Source organism: Microbacterium sp. NIBRBAC000506063 (assembly GCF_017968845.1).
GTDB lineage: Bacteria > Actinomycetota > Actinomycetes > Actinomycetales > Microbacteriaceae > Microbacterium.
Genome location: NZ_CP072876.1, coordinates 817,858 through 836,025 on the forward strand (window position 1 = coordinate 817,858; position 18,168 = coordinate 836,025).

At 69.7% G+C, this 18,168-nt stretch carries 11 protein-coding genes and 7 pseudogenes; 12 read left to right on the forward strand and 6 right to left on the reverse strand.

What is annotated here, in order from left to right; all coding sequences use genetic code 11:
• The first annotated feature begins 227 nt into the window (after nt 1-227).
• The 5 genes and pseudogenes from KAE78_RS04610 (at nt 228) to KAE78_RS04630 (ending at nt 2,235) form a co-directional block, all read left to right on the forward strand.
• Nucleotides 228-374 (forward strand): hypothetical protein, encoded by a 147-nt coding sequence (locus KAE78_RS04610; RefSeq protein WP_223172542.1) that lies wholly within the window; start codon nt 228-230, stop codon nt 372-374.
• Nucleotides 356-493 (forward strand): annotated as a pseudogene (locus tag KAE78_RS17330) (energy-coupling factor transporter transmembrane protein EcfT); the annotation flags it as partial. The gene KAE78_RS04610 and the pseudogene KAE78_RS17330, both read left to right, overlap by 19 nt.
• Before the next feature lie 127 nt (nt 494-620).
• Nucleotides 621-764 carry an energy-coupling factor transporter transmembrane protein EcfT gene (locus tag KAE78_RS04620; protein ID WP_223172543.1) on the forward strand — a complete coding sequence of 48 codons (144 nt, stop codon included), beginning with the start codon at nt 621-623 and terminating at the stop codon, nt 762-764.
• Nucleotides 765-773: 9 nt separating this feature from the next.
• Nucleotides 774-1,532, forward strand: a pseudogene (locus KAE78_RS04625) (siderophore-interacting protein); the annotation flags it as partial.
• Between the two features lie 115 nt (nt 1,533-1,647).
• Nucleotides 1,648-2,235: an ECF transporter S component gene (locus KAE78_RS04630; protein ID WP_223171978.1), complete on the forward strand. Its 588-nt coding sequence runs from the start codon at nt 1,648-1,650 to the stop codon at nt 2,233-2,235.
• Between the two features lie 354 nt (nt 2,236-2,589).
• Here the strand turns inward: KAE78_RS04630 and KAE78_RS04635 are convergent, their stop codons facing one another.
• Nucleotides 2,590-4,014, reverse strand: coding sequence for an HNH endonuclease signature motif containing protein (locus KAE78_RS04635; protein WP_223171979.1), 1,425 nt, complete (start codon nt 4,012-4,014; stop codon nt 2,590-2,592).
• A gap of 123 nt (nt 4,015-4,137) precedes the next feature.
• On the opposite strand from KAE78_RS04635, the gene KAE78_RS04640 reads away from it, so the two are divergent.
• Nucleotides 4,138-4,656 (forward strand): GNAT family N-acetyltransferase, encoded by a 519-nt coding sequence (locus KAE78_RS04640; RefSeq protein WP_223171980.1) that lies wholly within the window; start codon nt 4,138-4,140, stop codon nt 4,654-4,656.
• A complete protein-coding gene (locus KAE78_RS04645; protein WP_223171981.1) occupies nt 4,632-4,814 on the forward strand; it encodes a hypothetical protein in 183 nt (60 codons plus the stop codon). Before KAE78_RS04640 ends, KAE78_RS04645 begins: the two co-directional genes overlap by 25 nt.
• Nucleotides 4,815-4,897: 83 nt before the next feature.
• Here KAE78_RS04645 and KAE78_RS18415 read toward each other — a convergent pair.
• Nucleotides 4,898-6,059, reverse strand: a pseudogene (locus KAE78_RS18415) (acyl-CoA dehydrogenase family protein).
• Between the two features lie 193 nt (nt 6,060-6,252).
• On the opposite strand from KAE78_RS18415, the gene KAE78_RS04665 reads away from it, so the two are divergent.
• On the forward strand, nt 6,253-7,926 hold the full coding sequence (locus KAE78_RS04665) for an Rv2578c family radical SAM protein (protein ID WP_223171982.1): 1,674 nt from the start codon (nt 6,253-6,255) through the stop codon (nt 7,924-7,926).
• Between the two features lies 1 nt (nt 7,927).
• On the opposite strand, the pseudogene KAE78_RS04670 reads toward KAE78_RS04665, so the two are convergent.
• Nucleotides 7,928-9,730 (reverse strand): annotated as a pseudogene (locus KAE78_RS04670) (glycosyl hydrolase family 18 protein); the annotation flags it as partial.
• Between the two features lie 91 nt (nt 9,731-9,821).
• Here KAE78_RS04670 and KAE78_RS04675 point away from each other — a divergent pair.
• From KAE78_RS04675 to KAE78_RS04685, 3 genes and pseudogenes are all read left to right on the forward strand, one after another.
• A pseudogene (locus tag KAE78_RS04675) lies at nt 9,822-10,292 on the forward strand (TetR/AcrR family transcriptional regulator); the annotation flags it as partial.
• Nucleotides 10,293-10,407: 115 nt separating this feature from the next.
• Nucleotides 10,408-10,569 (forward strand): hypothetical protein, encoded by a 162-nt coding sequence (locus KAE78_RS04680; protein ID WP_223172544.1) that lies wholly within the window; start codon nt 10,408-10,410, stop codon nt 10,567-10,569.
• A gap of 244 nt (nt 10,570-10,813) precedes the next feature.
• Nucleotides 10,814-11,086 carry a hypothetical protein gene (locus tag KAE78_RS04685; RefSeq protein WP_223172545.1) on the forward strand — a complete coding sequence of 91 codons (273 nt, stop codon included), beginning with the start codon at nt 10,814-10,816 and terminating at the stop codon, nt 11,084-11,086.
• On the opposite strand, the gene KAE78_RS04690 is transcribed toward KAE78_RS04685, so the two are convergent.
• Complete coding sequence (locus tag KAE78_RS04690; RefSeq protein ID WP_223171983.1) at nt 11,062-13,152, reverse strand: DEAD/DEAH box helicase; 2,091 nt, start codon at nt 13,150-13,152, stop codon at nt 11,062-11,064. The two genes, KAE78_RS04685 and KAE78_RS04690, sit on opposite strands and share 25 nt — an antisense overlap.
• 111 nt (nt 13,153-13,263) lie before the next feature.
• Here KAE78_RS04690 and KAE78_RS04695 point away from each other — a divergent pair.
• Nucleotides 13,264-13,980 (forward strand): annotated as a pseudogene (locus KAE78_RS04695) (hypothetical protein); the annotation flags it as partial.
• A gap of 379 nt (nt 13,981-14,359) precedes the next feature.
• Here KAE78_RS04695 and KAE78_RS04700 read toward each other — a convergent pair.
• Both KAE78_RS04700 and KAE78_RS04705 read right to left on the reverse strand, forming a co-directional pair.
• Nucleotides 14,360-17,496: pseudogene (locus KAE78_RS04700) on the reverse strand (efflux RND transporter permease subunit).
• Nucleotides 17,497-17,510: 14 nt separating this feature from the next.
• Complete coding sequence (locus KAE78_RS04705; RefSeq protein WP_223171984.1) at nt 17,511-18,080, reverse strand: TetR/AcrR family transcriptional regulator; 570 nt, start codon at nt 18,078-18,080, stop codon at nt 17,511-17,513.
• Nucleotides 18,081-18,168 lie beyond the last annotated feature (88 nt).

Consider the following 18,168-nt stretch of genomic DNA (forward strand, 5'->3'; position numbering starts at 1 on the left):
TCGTGGCGGTTCCTGCACGGACTCAACCCGCTCGCGAAAATCGCCGCGGTCGCCCCGGCGATGATCCTGCTCGTCTTCGTGCGCGACCATGCCACGCCGATCGCGTTCCTCGCGCTGGCCTACGCCCTGATCCTCGCCGGGGCGCGCATGACGCGGCTCACGGCGCTCCTTCTGTTCGGGGCCGTGCCGCTGGGGTCGTCGCGATCGGCTTCGGCTTCGCGATCTGGGTGGATGCCGCCGGCGTCGATCACACCGCTCCCCTGCTCGAGGTCGGCCCGTGGACCCTCTACACGGGCGCCTCGCGATCGGCTTCGCCACGAGCCTGCGGCTGGCGGCGATCCTCGCCCTCGCCCTCATCGGCGGGCTCACCATGACCGGGCCCGATCTCGTGCGGGCGAGCGTGCAGCAGCTGCGCGTGCCCTATCGGGTCGGCTACACGGCTCTGGCCGCCTACCGCTTCGTGCCGCGCTTCGGCTACGAGCTCTCGGTGATCCGAGCGGCCCACCGCGTGCGCGGCCACCACGGCGGGCGCGGCCCCGTCGCCCGGCTCGCCCGCGGCTGGGGTACATCGTGCCACTGCTGGCGGGGCGATCCGGCACGCCGAGCGCGTCGCCCTCGCGATGGACTCCCGCGCCTTCGGCGCCCACCCCACGCGCACCGAGCGGCACCTCGTCCCGTTCCGCGCCCGCGACGTCGTCTTCACGGTCGCGGTGCTCGCGGCATCCGCCCTTATCTTCTTCCTCTCCTTCCCCTGGCAACTGTAAGGAACCGTCATGGCCGCACACAGCAAGCTCGTCCGCCCGGAGAACGCCGAACTGATCCGGTTGGAGGTGCTGCGCCGTGAGAAGCTCGCCCCGCACTGGGTGCGCATCACGCTCGGCGGCGGCGAGATCGACCGGTTCACGCCGATGGGCTACGACCAGTGGTTCCGGCTGTTCCTGCCGATCGGCGGCGACGCGGGGCTCGAGCGGGTGCCGGCGAAGGCGAACAAGATCTTCGGCTACCTGAAGTTCCTGCGCATCCCCGACGGCGAGCGGCCGGTCATGCGCAACTACACCGTGCGCGCATACCGGGCCGCGAACGCGGAGCGCGGCGCCGAGATCGACGTGGACTTCGTGCTGCACGGCTCGGCGGCCGACGGCACCGCCGGGCCCGCCTCCCGCTGGGCGGAGCTGTGCGAGGTCGGCGAGAACGTGCTCATCATCGACGAGGGTCTCGGCTTCAACCCGGCCCGCGGCACCGACCGCGTCGTACTCGTGGCCGATGAGACCGGGCTTCCCGCCGTGTCGGGGGTCTGTGCTTCGCTGCCGTCGGATGCCGCGGGCACCGTGATCGTCGAGGTGCCCACCGACGACGACGCCCTGGTGTTCCCGCATCCGGAGGGTGTGGACGTGCGGTGGCTGACCCGCCCGCACGGCATCGCGCCCGGCACCCTGGCGCTGGATGCGCTGCGCGCTGCGGAGCTTCCCGCCGATCCGTTCCACGCCTACATCGTCGGAGAGCAGTCGCTCGCCACCGGCGCCCGCAGGCATCTGCACGGCGAGCGCGGCATCGACAAGGACCGCATCACCTTCACCGGATACTGGCGGATCGGCGCGGCCTCCCCGCCTCGAAGGCCTCGCGCGCCGCTGCCGCGGAGCCGCTCGCGTGAACGCGCCCGCCGTGCGCCGCCGCTTCCCCACCGCCCTCCTGCTGATCTGCGCGGCGATCGGCGTCGCCGGCGGCCTGCTCCTCGCGCCGGCGAACTGGCTGTCGACGGGGCTGCTCGCCACCGTGCCCCTGTTCTCGGTGGCGATCGCCGGGCTCTGGATCCTTCCGGCGGTGATCGCCCTGCGCCTGCTGCGCAGACCGCTCGTCGGCATCCTCGTGGGCGTGATCTCGGGTCTGGTGATCGTGCCGTTCTCCGGCTACGGCTTCATGAGCGTCGTGACCAACGCCTCCTGGGCGCTGTTCGCCGAGCTGCCGTTCCTCGTGGTGCTGTGGCGGTTCTGGCGCACCTGGATGCACTACGCCGGCGCAGCCCTTCTGGGTCTGACGTACCCGGTCTTCGCCTGGGCGTTCTTCGACCTGGGGTCGGTGGGCCTGTGGGCGCAGATCGGCTTCTTCGCGCTCACTCTGGCGAGCTGCCTGGCCGCGACGGCCGTCGGCATCCTCATCGCCGACCGGCTGCGCGCCGCCGGTGTCGGACGCACGGTTTCCCGGACCGGAACGGCCGGGTCATCTCTGCACGGGTGAGTCATCTGCCCATCCGAGCGCCCTGGCAGGGGTCTGCTGAAGGAATGGGTGACACTTGATCTGTGGTGCCGTGTGGCGCTGCGGGAGGCTGTCATCTTGCCCAAGCCCTCTCCCCGTGAGTCCCGCTACGATGTCGTGTCGCGCGAAACCTCTCCAGCGCACCATGCGGCGCGGCGCGCACCACGCACCAACCATCCGCCCCAGGGCACACGGCGCCAGGCACGAGACACCGGCACGTCCACCCGTCAAGTTCACACAGGCGTGCGCCGCGCGCAGGTCGCTGACCTCATTCGGGCGTGCGCGATCAGGCGGCCAGGCGCCACCCGGTGCGCGGCGGTGGATCGAACAACCACCTCAGCGGCGAGGCCGATCGGAGCGGGATGGGTTCTCGCCCGTCTCCCGGCGGCCGGTGCAGGAGGAACTCCCCTTGCCCTCGCGGGTGATCTTCCAGCCGGCGTTGTGCAGATGCAGGTGATGGTATCGGCAGAGCAGGATGCCGCGGTCGATGTCGGTGCACCCACCCTCGGAGTAGGGGTCGATGTGATGCGCCTCTGAGTAGGAAGGCGGCCTGTCGCATCCAGGCCACATGCACCCGCCGTCGCGAACGGCCAGAGCCAATCTCTGCGTCGCATTGAAGAGCCGACGTTCGCGCCCGACATTGAGCGGGTTGCCGCAGGCGTCGACGGCGACCGCGACTGTTCCGGTCTCGCAGAGCGCTCTCTCCAGCACGGAGCCGGGCAGCGGCACGTGCCCGTCTTCGGTATGAGCCACCGCAAGGAGCCTGCCGAAGGCGTCGCGGGGACCGGCCGCCTCCGCGACCGTGACGACGCGCACACCCGCCTGGCGCACCCCGAAGACTTCTTCGGCCTCGGCGAGAGTACCGGCACGGAACAGGTCGGTGACCAGATCATAGGCGAGCTGCTCATTGCTGCGCGGGTCGTCGATGAGATCAGCGACGGCATCCTTGTCGTCGGAAGCGAAGCGGGGGCCGCCTCGACGGGGCCGCAGAGCGGCATCGAGCACGCTGCGCCACCACGCGGCAGCCTCGTCGTCGAAGACGATATGGCCGTGGGTGCGCCCCTCGGCATCGACCCGCATGCGGAAGGAGCGCTGCGCGTAGTGCTCCTCCCATCGACGCTCGGCGCCGGCCGGGTCGATGAGGTCACGTGCGGCACGCGCGGACGCGGCGAGATCCTCGACGGTTCGCCCGGATGCCTCGCTCACGAGCTGCTCCGCAGCCAGCCGCCACACCTGGATCACATCGTCGTCCTCGCAGCCGGGAATCTCCGGCGGCTCCCCCAGACCTCGCCGGATCACGTCGTGCTGCGCCCGGCTGATCTCACCTCTGATGAGCGCCTGACCTAAGGGGCGGTGCCAGGGCTCCCGCGTCGCCGAGGCGACAGGTTCGGCAGAATCGCCGGAGCTCGCTGCGTCATCCGACTCGACCAACGACGCTCCCACGCGAATGACACGAATCGCCTCGCCCTTGGGGACACCGGCGACTTCTTGCACCATCTGCACCGGTGAGCGGAAACCGCCGGCCTGCGCGAGTCCGGCATGCCCGGCTTGCCGTGTCGAGCGCTGCGCGATCACGCCCGCGAGCACTGCCTCCAGCTTCTGCACGTCTCGAGACAGCTCCGCGACCGCGGAGAACGCGAGCCGCACCGACTCATCGCTGAGTTCGCATGCTCCCACCGCGAGTCCGGCGGCATCGACATCAAGCTCGGCGAACTGCGCGAGCTTCTGCAGCCCATCGTTCAGATCACCAAGGAATGTCATACTTCTACTATGCCATACTTCGAATATTTGTTCTAGTCTTTTGACGATGAATCGCCGCTGCCCTCACCCTCCCGCCGCGGGCCGCCCTTCGTCCGCCCGACATCGCCGTGCCATACTTTCCCGATGAACGCCCCCGACCTCGCCCGTCTCTGGCCGGCATCCGGAGTCCGAGCCCGCGCCGGCGACCTCGAGCTGCGCTGGATCGACGACGAGATGCTCGTCGCACTCGCAGAGCTCGCCGGCCGGGGCGTGCACGACCCCGAGCGGATGCCGTTCTACGTGCCGTGGACGCGCGGCGACGCCGGCACGGTGGCGCGCTCGGTGATCACGTATCAGTGGGGCGTGCGCGCGCACGTCGGACCGGAGAAGCTCATGCTGGAGCTCGGAGTGCTCCACAGCGGCACCCCGGTCGGCATCCAGGGTGCGAGCGGCAGCGACTGGGGCGTCCTCCGCCGCGTCGAGACCGGATCCTGGCTGGGCCGCGAGCATCAGGGCCGCGGCATCGGCACCCGGATGCGCGCGCTCATGCTCTTCCTGCTGTTCGACGGCCTCGGTGCCCGCGAGGTCACCTCGGGGCGTTCCGCGACAACCCGGCGTCGAACGCCGTGTCGCGCAGGGTGGGATATCTCGACAACGGCGTGACGACCGTCGCCCGCGAGGGCCGGCCCGTGGCCCACAGCAACTACCTCATGACCCGCGAGCGCTTCGACGAGGTGCGCGAGGCGAATCTCGCCCTTCTCGGCGCCCCCGTCGAGCTCGAGGGCGTCGAGGCGCTCCGCGCCGCGCTCGAGCCGTCCTGACCGGGTCGTCGGACCAGCCCGACCCCACACATGACGGATGCCGCGACCTCGCCGGCCGCGGCATCCGATGCTTCTGTGTGGGCTCAGCGCTTCCCGGCGATCTGACGACCCACGAGGTCGCGCATGATCTCGTTGGTGCCGCCATAGATGCGGTGCACGCGGGCGTCGGTGAAGGCGCGGGCGATCGGGTACTCCATGATGTAGCCGTAGCCGCCGTGCAGCTGGACGCCGATGTCGAGTACCTCCCACTCGCGCTCGGTCGCCCAGAACTTGATCTTCGCCGCGTCCTCGGCCGTGAGCTTGCCATCCTTGTACGCAAGCATCGCGCGGTCCACGTAGGCCCACATCGCCTCGGTGGTCGTCGCCATGTCGGCCAGGCGGAAGCGGGTGTTCTGGAAGTCGGCGATCCGCTCGCCGAAGGCCTCGCGCTCCTTGGTATACGCGACCGTCCAGGCCGTCGCCGCCTCCGCGGCGGCCGCAGCCGCGACGCCGATCGACAGACGCTCGAGCGGCAGGTTCATCATCAGCTGGATGAAGCCCTGACCCTCCTTGCCGCTGATCAGGTTCTCCTCGGGACGAAGACGTCGGTGAAGCTGAGCTCGGCGGTGTCCCAGCCGTGGAAGCCCATCTTGCTGAGCTTCTTGCCCTGATCGAAGCCCTCCATGCCCTTCTCGAGCAGCAGCAGGCTGAACGCGTCGGGGCGGTTGCCCTCGCCGGTCTTGACGAAGGTGACCACCAGGTCGGCGGTCGTGCCCGAGGAGATGAACGTCTTGGCGCCGTTGACGATGTAGCCGCCGTCGACCTTCTTCGCGTTCGTCTTGATGCCGCGCAGGTCTGAGCCCGCGCCAGGGTCGGTCATCGCGAGCGCGCCGAGCACCTCACCGGTGGCCATGCGCGGCAGCCACTTCTCCTTCTGCTCCTGCGTGCCCATGTGCACGAGATAGGGCACGGCGAGGTCGTCCTGGATGCCGAAGGCCCCGCGAGCGAACCGGCACCGGCGCCGATGACCTCTTCGTTCACGATCGCGCGGAATCGGTAGTCCTGCAGCATCCCCGCGCCGCCGAACTCCTCCGGCACGGACAGGCCGATCAGACCCGACTCACCGGCGGCGAGCATGGTCTCGCGGCCGATCTCGCCGGCCTCTTCCCAGCGGGCGATCGCGTCGAGCGTCGCGTGGCGCTTGACGAAATCCCTGACGAGGTCGCGGAATGCCTCGTGGTCCTCTTCATAGATGTCGCGTTCCATCGCGTCCTCCTGGTCGTGAACAACTCTGTCGCTCTGGCGATTCTAGGCGGATCGAATGCGAAGCGACAGCCGATTGTGGGAATGCGTCCCATATGCAGTGAAACTGGGTACCGTTCATTGTCGGATGCGGTAATTTACCATTCTCATGCACCGATGCTTGACACAGTTTCGTATCTATGTTCCCCTTAACGGCATGAGATGGCAGGGGCAGGAGATCGGTGCGACGGATGCCGCGGCTCTGCCGGGCCTGGAACACCTCGGCGGGCTCGTGCAATCGGTGACGACACCCGACTTCGCGGGCATCACCTTCCACGAGGTGCTCTGCAAGAGCGCCCTGAACCGCGTGCCCGGCTCGTCGGCGATGCCCTTCGACTGGACGATCAACCCCTATCGGGGCTGCTCCCATGCGTGCGTCTACTGCCTATCGCCCGACACACTCGTGCTGATGGCCGACGGGCGGCAGCGCAGAATCGCCGACCTGGGTATCGGCGACGAGATCATCGGCACAGAACGACAGGGCTCCTACCGTCGTTACGTACGAACCTCTGTCCAGGCGAAGTGGTCCACACGCAAGCGGGCATACAAGGTCGAGTTGGCCGACGGCACTGAGCTGGTGGCCAGCGGTGACCACCGCTTTCTGACCGAACGCGGGTGGAAACACGTGACAGGAGATATGAGCGGCACCCATCAGCGCCCTTATCTCACCCCCAACAATCGGCTCATGGGTTTCGGTGTGGGGCTACTGAGCGACCCTGCGATCACGCGCAAGGTCGACCTCACTGGGACGGCCGTGAAGACGGTGGCCGATCTCCGTGTCATGAGCGTCACCGACCTCGGCGAAGAGATCGACATGGTCGACATCACAACAGGCACGGGCGACTTCATTGCCAATGGCGTCATCAGCCACAACTGTTTCGCCCGGCGCACACACGAGTACCTCGAGCTCGACGCCGGGCGCGACTTCGATTCGCAGATCGTCGTCAAGGTCAACGTCGCCGAGGTCCTGCGGCGCGAGCTCGCCCGCAGCTCCTGGAGCCGGGAACCCGTGGCCCTCGGCACCAACACCGACCCGTACCAGCGGGCCGAGGGCCGCTACCGGCTCATGCCCGGCATCATCTCCGCCCTGACGGATGCCGGCACACCCTTCTCGATCCTCACCAAGGGCACGCTCCTGCGGCGCGATCTTCCGATGCTCACCGAGGCCGCGGCATCCGTCGACGTCGAGATCGCCCTGTCGATCGCTGTCTTCGACGACGCACTGCAGCGGAGCATCGAACCGGGCACACCGTCAGCGGCGGCGCGGCTGGCCACCGTCCGCGCGGCGACGGACGCCGGGTTCCGGGTCACGGTCTTCCTCATGCCGCTCCTGCCCCACCTGACCGATTCGATCCCCGCGATCGAGCACGCCCTGACGCGGATCAAGGAGGCCGGCGCCGCCCGTGTCGTCTACGGCGCCCTGCACCTGCGCCCCGGGGCGAAGCAGTGGTTCTTCCGGTGGCTGGAGCGCGAGCACCCGGAGCTGCTCACCTCGTACCGCGCCCTCTACCCGGGCGCCTCCGCGACCGCCCCCAAGGTGTACCGCTCGTGGCTCGCGAAGCGCATGCGTCCGATGCTGCGCATCCACGGTCTCGACGGTCATGACGAGGACGACCCGCCCCGTCGCGCGCCGATCGCCGGGCTGGCCGCGCGGAGGTCGGATGCCGCATCCGCTCCCCGGCCGCCGCACCCGCTGCCGGCATGCTCTTCTGATGATGGCCGGGGACGCGACCGCCTTCCTTGGGTCGCGCCCCCGGATCTCGATCAGCGCTTCCAGGGCCCCAGGCCGAAGCTCCGGGCTCTTGACCACGCGTCCACCACTGCGCGATGAACACCTCGCCGTCGTGGGTCACCTGGTCGCCGGCCTGGTAAACGGTGTCGGCGAACCAGGGCTGGATGGCGGCATCCGACTCTCCGCAGAGCGCGACCGTCTGCCAGGAGCCGTACACGCTCGCGCCCGGCTCCTCAGCACGCGTCCACCACTGCGCGGCGAAGACCTTGCCGTCGAGGAAGACCGTGTCACCGTTGTTGTACACGGCGCCCGCGTTCCACGGCCCGGCCGCCTCGCACGTCACGAGCTCGGTGCCCGCGACCGGTCCGGGTGCCGCGTCGCGCAGCACCTCGGCCGAGGCCGCCGGCAGCTCGACGGCCACATCGTGACCCAGCTCCCAGAAGTCCACACCGCCCAGGCCCAGGCTCAGCGCCCAGCGGGTCTTCTCGGCGACCGCCACCGGGTCGTCGAGGGTCCACCACTCGCGCGAAGCCTCGTCGTAGGCGTAGGTCGCGTTGAACTTTCCCTCGATGTAGTCGTGATGGATGTCGAAGTCGCGGTTCTTCAGCGTGTCCCACGACTGGATCGCCGTGCCGTCGCTCTGCCAGGCCGGGCTGTCGGCGTCGCCCCAGGGCTCGAGATCGGCACCGCGCCAGCCGTAGCCGTAGGCGGCGAGGCCGAGGTTGAGCTTGGCGGGATCGATGCCGGCGTTGGTGTAGCTGGCGATCACCGCGTCGAGCCCCAGGCCCCAGTTGTGCGCGGGGTCGCCGAAGACGTTGCCCTGGTGCCCGGTCGTGGCGCCCCACGAACCCCACAGGTCGTAGCCTTGGATGTTGCCGAAGTCGAGGTACTGGAAGAACTCGGGGTCGTTCCAGCCGCCGGCGGTGATGACCGTGGGGCTGGCGGGCAGGAAGGCCGAGATCTCGTAGTGCTTCCCGGTCTCGGCTCCCAGATCGTCGAGCGCCTCGCGCAGCTCCCTCGTGAAGGCGAGGAAGTTGGCGCGGTCGTTCTCCTCGTCGACGCTGTTGCCGACCTCCTGAGCCCAGTCGGGCGCACCCGGCCACTCCCAGTCCAGGTCGAAGCCGTCGAAGATCCCGGATGCCGCACCCTCGCCGCCGCGGCCGTCGATCACCGGCAGGTCGCCGCGGATCCAGAGGTCGACGCACGACTCGACGAGCGCCGCGCGGCGTTCGGGCGTGGCGACGGCATCCGAGAACGACTTCGACCACGACCATCCGCCCAGCGAGACGTTGATCTTCAGCTCGGGATACAGGCGCTTGACCTGACGCAGCTGATTGAGGTTGCCCGCGAGCGGCTGATTCGCCCGGTCGGCGATGCCGAGCACGGACTCGTCGGCGCTGAACAGGTGCAGGAAGTCGCTGTTCGCATCTCCTGCGGTGTCGGTCTGGCCGGGCGCGGGAGCGGGTGTGTCCGAGATGAAGCAGGTGTAGGGGTCGACGTCGTCCAGACCCTGCGCGCCGTCGGCGATGGCCGCGTCGATGGCGGCCTGCGAGCCGGCGATGTTGCCGAAGGAGTAGTTCAGGTGAGTGATGTTCTCACCGGCGTCCGCGTCGACGAACAGCTTCTTGAGGGTCGCCTGCTTCTCGCCGGTGGCGTGCCACTGGCCGTAGTAGCCGACGTTGCGATAGCCGTTGATGTGGGTCGTGTCGGGGAGGTCATCGGATGCCGCAGCGGCCGTCGGCGCGACGAGAAGTGCCGCGGCGATCACCGCCGCGGTCGCGAGCGGAAGGGCGGGGTTTCGGGGGGACAACGCGAGCTCCTTTGTTCGGTTGGACGACTGCCGAGGCGACGCCGCTCCGGCACACCATTTAGGACATAGTCCTAACAAATTGGCTTCCCCCATTCTTCCACGAAGGCACCCGATTGCGCTTGTATTCTTTGGCTAACTGTCTTAGCTTTAGAGCTATGCAGACTAACAGCGCGGTGGAGCAATGATGGCGCGTGCGGGACTCACCCCCGAGTCCGTCGTCGATGCCGCGCTCGCGGTGATCGACGACAGCGGCGCCGACGCACTGACGCTCACCGCCATCGCCGGGCGCACCGGCGTCGCGAGCCCCTCGCTCTACAAGCACGTCGCCGGTCTCGCCGAGCTGCGCACCCTGGTCGCCATCCGCGTGCTCGACGAGATCACCGCCGCGCTCACCACCGCGGCCCTCGGTCGCAGCGGCGGTGACGCCGTCGGCGCCCTCCTCCACGCCTATCGCGACTACGCGGTCTCCCACCCCGCCCGCTACGCCGTCGTTCCCGCCGATCCGCTGCACGATCCGCAGCTCGCCGAAGCCGCCGGCAGGCAGCTCGCCGTCATCTTCGCGGTGCTGCGCGGCTGGGGGATCGAGGGCCCCGATGCCGTTCACACCACCCGCGGGCTGCGCGCACTCGCGCACGGCTTCGCCCACATCGAGTCCGCAGGAGGCTTCGGCCTCGCCGAGGACGTCGACGAGAGCTTCCGCCGCATCGCCGAGGCCTTCGTCACCGCTCTGACCGGCCAACCTCGCACGACCCCACCATCGAGGAGAAGCAATGATCACCGACAACGGCACGCGTCGCGGCATCCGATCCGGCGCTCTCGCCCTCGCGCTCTCGGGGGTGCTCTTCGCCCTGTTCCCGCTTCTGCGCCCCTGGGCCGACAAGTCGCAGCTCGAAGACGGGCTCATCCAGGCAACCGGTTCCCCGCCTGGGTGATCGCCCATCTCGCCGGTGCCCTTGCCTTCGTGCTGCTGTGCCTGGGCGCCTTCGCCGTGCGCGACGCGCATCTGGCTCATCGCGGCGAACGCACGGCGCGAAGCGCACTCGTGCTCCTGTGGATCGGCACCGGACTCACGCTGCTCTTCTACGGCGCCGAGACCTTCGCCCTCAACGCCCTGGCAGTCGCCCCGAGTCCACACCCACGCCGCTGTTCGACGCGATTCGCGAGGGCGTCGCGCAGGTGTCGGTCTTCGGCGTCGGTCTGCTGCTGCTGGCCATCGGCGCCGTGCTCCTCGCCGTCGCGGTGTGGCGCGGGGGCGTCCTGCCGCGCACGAGTGCGCTGCTGCTGGCCGCGACGATCGCGCTCTACCTGCCGCAGTTCTTCCTGCCGCCGGCGGGGCGCATCGTGCACGGCATCCTCACCGCCGTCGGCGCGCTGTGGCTGGCGGTCGCGCTGTGGCGCACGACCCGCCCGGCCACGGCCCTCGGTCAGCCGGTCACGTCGGAGAGCTGACGCCCCGAGATCTCCTCGATCAGGTCGTCTCCGGGGCGGGCCTCCTCGAAGGGCGCGTCGATCTCGGCGCGGTCGAGCAGCTCCGTCATCCGACGGCGGCGCTGGCGCGTGATGAGCGTGACGACGCGGCCCTCGCGGCCGGCGCGACCCGTGCGACCGGCGCGGTGCAGGTACGTCTTGTACTCGTCAGGTGCGTCGGCCTGGACCACGAGATCGATGTCGTCGACGTGGATGCCGCGGGCTGCGACATCCGTCGCCACGAGCACGTTCACGCGCCCCGAGGTGAGCTTCTGCAGGTTGCGCGTGCGCTTGGCCTGGTTGAGGTCACCGTGCAGGGAGACGGCAGGGATCCCGGCATCCTCGAACTGCTCGGCGAGCATCTCGGCGTAGGCGCGGGTGCGGCTGAAGACGAGGGTCTTGCCGTCGCGGTCGACGAGCGAACCGAGGATCTCGGCCTTGTCGCGGTGGTCGATCACGAGCACGCGGTGGTCGATCGTGCTGGAGTGCTGGTCTTCGCCGGCGACCTCGAAGACGGCCGGGTCGACGAGGAACTCCTCGACGAGGGCGGCGACCTCGCGGTCGAGCGTCGCGGAGAAGAGCAGCTTCTGGCTTCCGTCGGCGGTCTCGCGGAGGATGCGCTGCACGGGCTCGACGAAGCCCAGCTCGCACATGTGGTCGGCCTCGTCGAGCACGGCGATCTGCACCTCGGAGAGGTCGAGCTTGCCCTGCTCGATGAGGTCTTCGATGCGGCCGGGCGTGCCGATGACGATGTCGACGCCCTTCTTCAGCGCACCCACCTGGCGGCCCTGCGGGACGCCGCCATAGATCTGGGTCGTGAACAGGCCGACGCTGCGCGCGATCGGCTGCACGGTGCGATCGATCTGCAGGGCGAGCTCGCGCGTCGGGGCGAGGATGATCGCGCGCGGCGCGCGGCCGATCTGACGGCGCAAGCCGCCAGCGGTCCCTGAACCTGTCGAAGGGCGGCGCTTGCCCTTCTGCGACTGCAGGACGCTCTCCACCAGCGGCGCGCCGAAGGCGATGGTCTTGCCGGAGCCGGTGCGGCCGCGGCCGAGCACGTCGCGGCCCTCGAGCACCGAGGGGATCGTCGCCGCCTGGATCGCGAAGGGGCTGGCCGCACCCAAATTGGCGAGGGTCTCGACGATGTTCGAGCCGAGCCCCAGGTCGCCGAAGGTCGTGTCCTGGACATCGGATGCCACCACGGCCTTCGCCTTCAGTCGCTCGTGGACGACGTCCTCGGTGGGGGCGGCGGCCGGGGTCGCGTTCCAGTCGGCGCGACTCGGGCGCGCGGTGCGGTCGTCGCGGCGGGGACGGTCGTTGTCGTAGCGGGGGCGGACGCTGCGATCGGAGGAACGACGGTCGTCGCGGCCGGAAGCGCGGCGGTCGTCGTCGCGACGCGGGCGGTCATCGCGCCGAGCGCGGTCATCACGACCGGACGTGCGGCGATCGTCGTCACGACGAGGGCGGTCATCGCCGTACGAGCGCCCCGCACCCTTCCGGTCGCCCCGCGAACCCGCGCTGGCGCGCGAGTCGAAACGCGGTGAGCCACCGCGGGAACGGTCATCGCCGCGGTCGCCGTTGTACCGCGGGCGGTCGTCGCTGTAGCGCGACGGCCCGCGACGGTCATCGACCCGACCCGGGCGGTCGGCCCGGTCATACGAACGACGCTCGTCGCGGTCGTTGTAGCGGGGGCGGTCGTCGCGCGGACGGTCGTCGCGGTGGTGCGGCGCCTCGCGGCGGCCCGACTCGGCACGGTTGCGAATACCGCGCGCCTCGTCGCGACCGGCCCGCTCCTGCGCGGTCCACCGACGCTTGGGTGCATCCTGCGCGGCCTCCGCGGGACGATGGCCGCGGTGCTTCGGGCTCTTGCTGCCGGGGCGGGAGTCGCGCGCGGGACGAGTATCGCGCGCAGGGCGCTGCTCTGCGGCATCCGATCGCTCGTCACGGCCGTGGTGCCGGTCGTGGAACGACGGGCCCTTCTTCTTGGCGTAGCGGGGGTCGAAGTTGCGGGAGGAGCGTCCGCCCTTGGGCGGGGTGTTCTTGGGCATGGTGGTGTCCTTACTCGGGTTGTTCTCAAGGAACAGCGCCATGCGCGCGCAGGATCGCCGCGCGGCACGGTGAACCCGGACATTCGTCGGCCGGGGGCCATTCAGATCGTGATGGTTGTGAACCATCGGCCCCTGGGCTCACACATTCACACACGATTCCGCACCCCGCTCGGGGCCGCGGATGCCCGAAGCCGACCCGTACACGCTAGCGCACCGACCTGGGAGACCGCCGGTGCCGCGTACGATGACGGGGTGACTTCTCCCACCGGCATCCAGGTGCACCTCTCCCGCGGCGGCGTGCGTGCGCAGATCTCGCAGGTCGGTGCCTCACTGCGCGCCCTCACCGTCGACGGCACCGAGATCGTGCCGCCCTTCCCCGATGACGAGCCGGCGCCGGCGTGCGCGGGCATCGTCCTCGCGCCGTGGCCGAACCGCATCCGCGACGGGCGCTGGGACGACGAGGGCACGCCCCGCCAGCTCGCCATCACCGAGCCGAAGTACGGCAACGCGAGCCACGGCCTGCTGCGCTTCACCGCCTATGAGATCGAGCAGTCGGATGCCGCGGCCACCTTCCGCGCGACCGTCCACCCGCAGACCGGCTACCCGTACCTCGTGGAGACGGCGGTCACCTATGCGCTCACCGACGACGGCATCGAAGTCACGCACACGCTCGTGAACAGGTCGCCTGTCGCCGCCCCCGTCGCCCTCGGCGCGCACCCCTATCTCACGATCGGCGGCGCCGACCCGCGTGCGCTCGTGCTGCGCATCCCCGCGCGCACCGCGTTCGAGGCGGACGAGCGGATGCTGCCCGTGCGCACCGTCGCCGCCCCGGCCGTGCTGCGCGAGGGCGTGCCGCTCGGCGAGATCTCGCTCGACACGGGCTTCACCGATCTGGAGCGCGATGCCGACGGGCGCGTGCGCCACACGCTCTCCGCCCCGACGGTCGCCGGGTCACGCTCTGGCAGGGCGAGGGCTTCGACAGCGTGCAGGTGTACATCACCCCGACTACCCCGGGCAGGATCTGACGGTCGCCGTCGAGCCGATGACGGCCCCCGCCGATGCCTTCAACAGCGGCATCGGCCTGCGCCGCCTGCCCCCGGGCGCCTCCTGGCAGCTGCGCTGGGGCATCGTCTTCGCCGGCTGAGCGCTCCGCGGCATCCGCCGCTCCCGGAGAACGGAACGCGGTTCGCTGGTCGTGGCGAGGGGATCAGTCCCCGGTACGATCGCGCAGCGCGCGGCGGGTCAGGCCGGCATCCGACGGCGGCGGCCAGGCGGCGGCATCCGCCACCGCGGGCTCCCCGCGCTTCTCGCGGCGACGCTCCTTCGCCCCCTCGACGAGGTTGTAGAGCGTCGGGAGCACGATCAGCGTCAGCACCGTCGACGACAGCAGACCGCCGATCACGACGATCGCGAGCGGCTGCGAGATGAACCCGCCGTGCCCGGTGATGCCGAGGGCGAGCGGGGTCAGCGCGAAGATCGCCGCGAGCGCCGTCATCAGGATCGGGCGCAGACGCTTCTCGCCGCCGGCGAGGGTCGCGTCGTGCGCGCTCAGCCCTTCTCGCGGTACTGGTTGACGAGGTCGATGAGCACGATCGCGTTCGTGACCACGATGCCGATGAGCATGAGCACGCCCACGAGCGAGGCGACGCCCAGCGGGATGCCGGTGGCGATCTGCAGCAGGATCGCGCCCGTCGCCGCGAACGGCACCGACACCATCAGCAGCAGCGGCTGACGCAGCGACTTGAACGTCGCGACCATCACGACGTAGACGATGAGCATCGCCGCCAGCATCGCCAGGCCCAGCTGCTCGAACGACTCCTGCTGCTGCGCGGCGACGCCGCCGATCTCGGCCCGCGCGCCGTCCGGCAGTGAGACGGCATCGAGCGCTTCGGTCACCGAGGCGGTGCCGACGGCCAGGTCATCGGATGCCGGCGGCACCGTGATCGTCGCGGTGCGCATCCCGCCGACGGTGGTGATCGAGGTGGCGCTCTCGCGCTCCTCGACCGTCGCGATGTCCTGCAGCTCGACGGGACCGAGAGCGGTCGGCACGATGAGCTCGCGGAGCTCCTCGACCGTCACCGGCGGCTCATCGGTCGCCTGGTAGACGCTCACGGAGGTGCCGTCGATCTCGACCGCACCCAGCTGCTGCGGGCGCATCGTGTTCGAGACGATCTGACCGACCGCGACCTCCGAGAGGCCGCGCGCAGCGGCCTCCTCCCGGTCGACGACGACGGCGATGTACGGCAGCGAGGCCGAGAGGTTGTGCGTGACGTTGCCGATGCCGTCGCGGCCCTGCAGTTCGTCGACGATCGCGAGGGTCGCCTCCTCCAGATCGGTCTCGGATGCCGCGCTCACACTCACCGCGATGTCGGAGGAGCCGAACCCGGCCGAGGCGCTGACGGCCACGTCACCGGCATCCGACAGACCGTCCAGGGCCGCCTGCACGTCGGCACGCAGCTCCTCCTGGTCGACCGCGGAATCGGTCATGATCGAGAAGGTCGCCCCGGCGCCGCCCGAGAACGCGTCCATCATCGCCGAACCGCTCGACCCGATCGATACCTGCACCGTCTCGATGCCGTCGATGCCCTCGAGCGCCTCCTCGACCAGGCGGGCCGCCTCGTCCTTGGCCTCCAGGCTCGCGCCCGGGCCGAGGTTCTGCGTCACGGTCATCGTGTTCTGACCGCTGTCGCTGAGGAAGTTGACCTTCATGAGAGGCGCGGCCGCGACCGTCGCACCCATCACCAGCACCGCGAGGATGAGCGTGACCGCGGAGTGCTTGAGCGTCCACGTGAGGATCGGCCGATACGCCCTCTGCAGACGCGTCGGCGGGGCCTCGGGGTGCTCGGGGTCGACCGCGTTGCCGGCCTCGTCGAGCAGCGGCTTGCCCGGACGCAGGAACCAGTACGCCAGCACCGGCACGATCGTGAGCGACACGAGCAGCGAGGCGCTCATCGCGAACGTCACCGTCATCGCGAACGGACGGAACAGCTCGCCGACCATGTCGCCGACGAACACCAGCGGCAGGAAGACGGCGACGGCCGTGACGGTGGATGCCGTGATGGCGCTGGCGACCTCGCGTACGCCGAGCTTGATCGCCGCGATCTTGTTCGCATCGCCGACATAATGCCGCTTGATGTTCTCGATGACGACGATCGAGTCGTCGACGACGCGCCCGATCGAGAGCGTCAACGCACCGAGGGTGAGGATGTTGAGCGAGTAGCCGAAGGCCTGCATCCCCACGAAGGTGATCAGCACGCTCGTCGGGATCGAGATCGCCGTGACGAGCGTCGAGCGCACCGACATGAGGAAGACGAGGATCACGAGCACCGCGAAGACGAGACCGAGCACGCCCTCGACGGCGAGCGTCTCGATCGAGTCGACGATGAAGGGCGCCTGATCGAAGACGATCGTGAACTCGGCATCCGGGAAGGATGCGGCGATCTCGTCGAGCGCGGCGATCACGCCCTCCGACACCTCGACCGTGTTCGCTGCGGGGAGCTTGGTGATCGAGATCGAGATGGCCTCCTCGCCGTTCACCCGCGAGAGCGAGGAGACCGGGTCGGACTCCTGCGCGACCGTGGCGACGTCGCCGATCGTCACGGGAGAACCGACGAGCGGGAGCTCGGCGATGTCCTCCACCGACGTCAGCTTCGCGCCGGTCTGGACGGTGAGCGTGCGGTCGCCCTCGGTGATCTCGCCGCCGGGGAACAGGATGCCGTTCTGCTGCAGCGCGGAGGAGATCGCCTGGGTGTCCAGCCCCGCGGCGGCGAGCTCTGCGGCATCCGGCGTGATCGTGATGCGCTGCCCGATCCCGCCGACGATCGCAGCGGCGTTGACGCCCTCGACGTCCTCCAGATCGGGGATCGCGAGACGCTCGAGGTCGGACTGCGCCGTCTCGATGTCGGCGAAGCCGGTCGCGGCGATCTGGATCACCGGCAGGTCGTCGAGGCTGATCGAGAGCACCTGCGGTGTGACGTCGTCGGGCAGCTGCGAGGAGATGCGGTTGATCGCCTGCTGGATCTTCTGTTCGGCCGTCGCCAGGTTCGTGCCGTAGGTGAACATCGCCTGGACGACGCTCGCGTTCGTCGTGCTCGTCGCGCTCGTCGACTCCAGGCCGGCGACGCCCTGGATCGCCGTCTCGATCGGCGTCGACACGTCGTTCTCGACGACCTCGGGCGAGGCGCCTGGGTACGTCGCCATGACCACGAGCGCGGGCAGCTCCAGCGAGGGGATGAGCTCCTGCTTGAGGTTCGTCAGCGCCAGGCCGCCGAAGACGGCGGAGACGATGGTGATCAGTGCGATGAGTGCACGGTTGCGCAGACTGAAGACGGCAAGGTTCGACACGTCGGTTCTCCGGGTCAGGTGGTGCGGCGATCAGACTCGCCGAGGATGCCGGCGAGCGCGGTTTCGATGATGCGGTGCGGAAGCGGATCGTCGCTGATCTGCAGATGCCAGAGGATGCCGTCGACGAAGACCGCCGCTGCGCTGGCGCGGTCGCGTCCGTAGTGGGGTTCGAGGATGCCGATCATCTCCTGCGACCAGGAGTTCGCGATCGCGCGCAGCTTCGGATCGTGCACCGCCGCGGTGACCACGGCGCGATCGGCGCGTACCGAGCGCGCGTCGGCGAGAGCAGCCGTGAGCACCTCGGCGAGGACGGTCGCGGTCGCACCGCGCACCTCGAAGGCCTCGCGCATCCGCTGCATCTGCGTCTCGATATGCGCGACGAGCAGCTCCAGCGCGGCGTCACGAAGGTCGTCGAGCGTGGCGAAGTACTGCGTCGTCGCTCCGAGCGGCACATCCGCGCGGGCGGCGACCATCCGGTGCGTGACGGCGTCGACGCCCACCTCGGTGATGAGCTCGGCGGCCGCCGTCACGATCGCGGCGCGACGCGCTTCGGGGTCGCGCTTGCGGCGTGGCTGCTCGGTCATCGTTCTCCTGGACTTCTGTACATGTACTTTTGTACAGCTCCGCCTTGTGGGGTTGCTGGGAGGGGGTCGCTGGGGCGGGTGCGGGGGC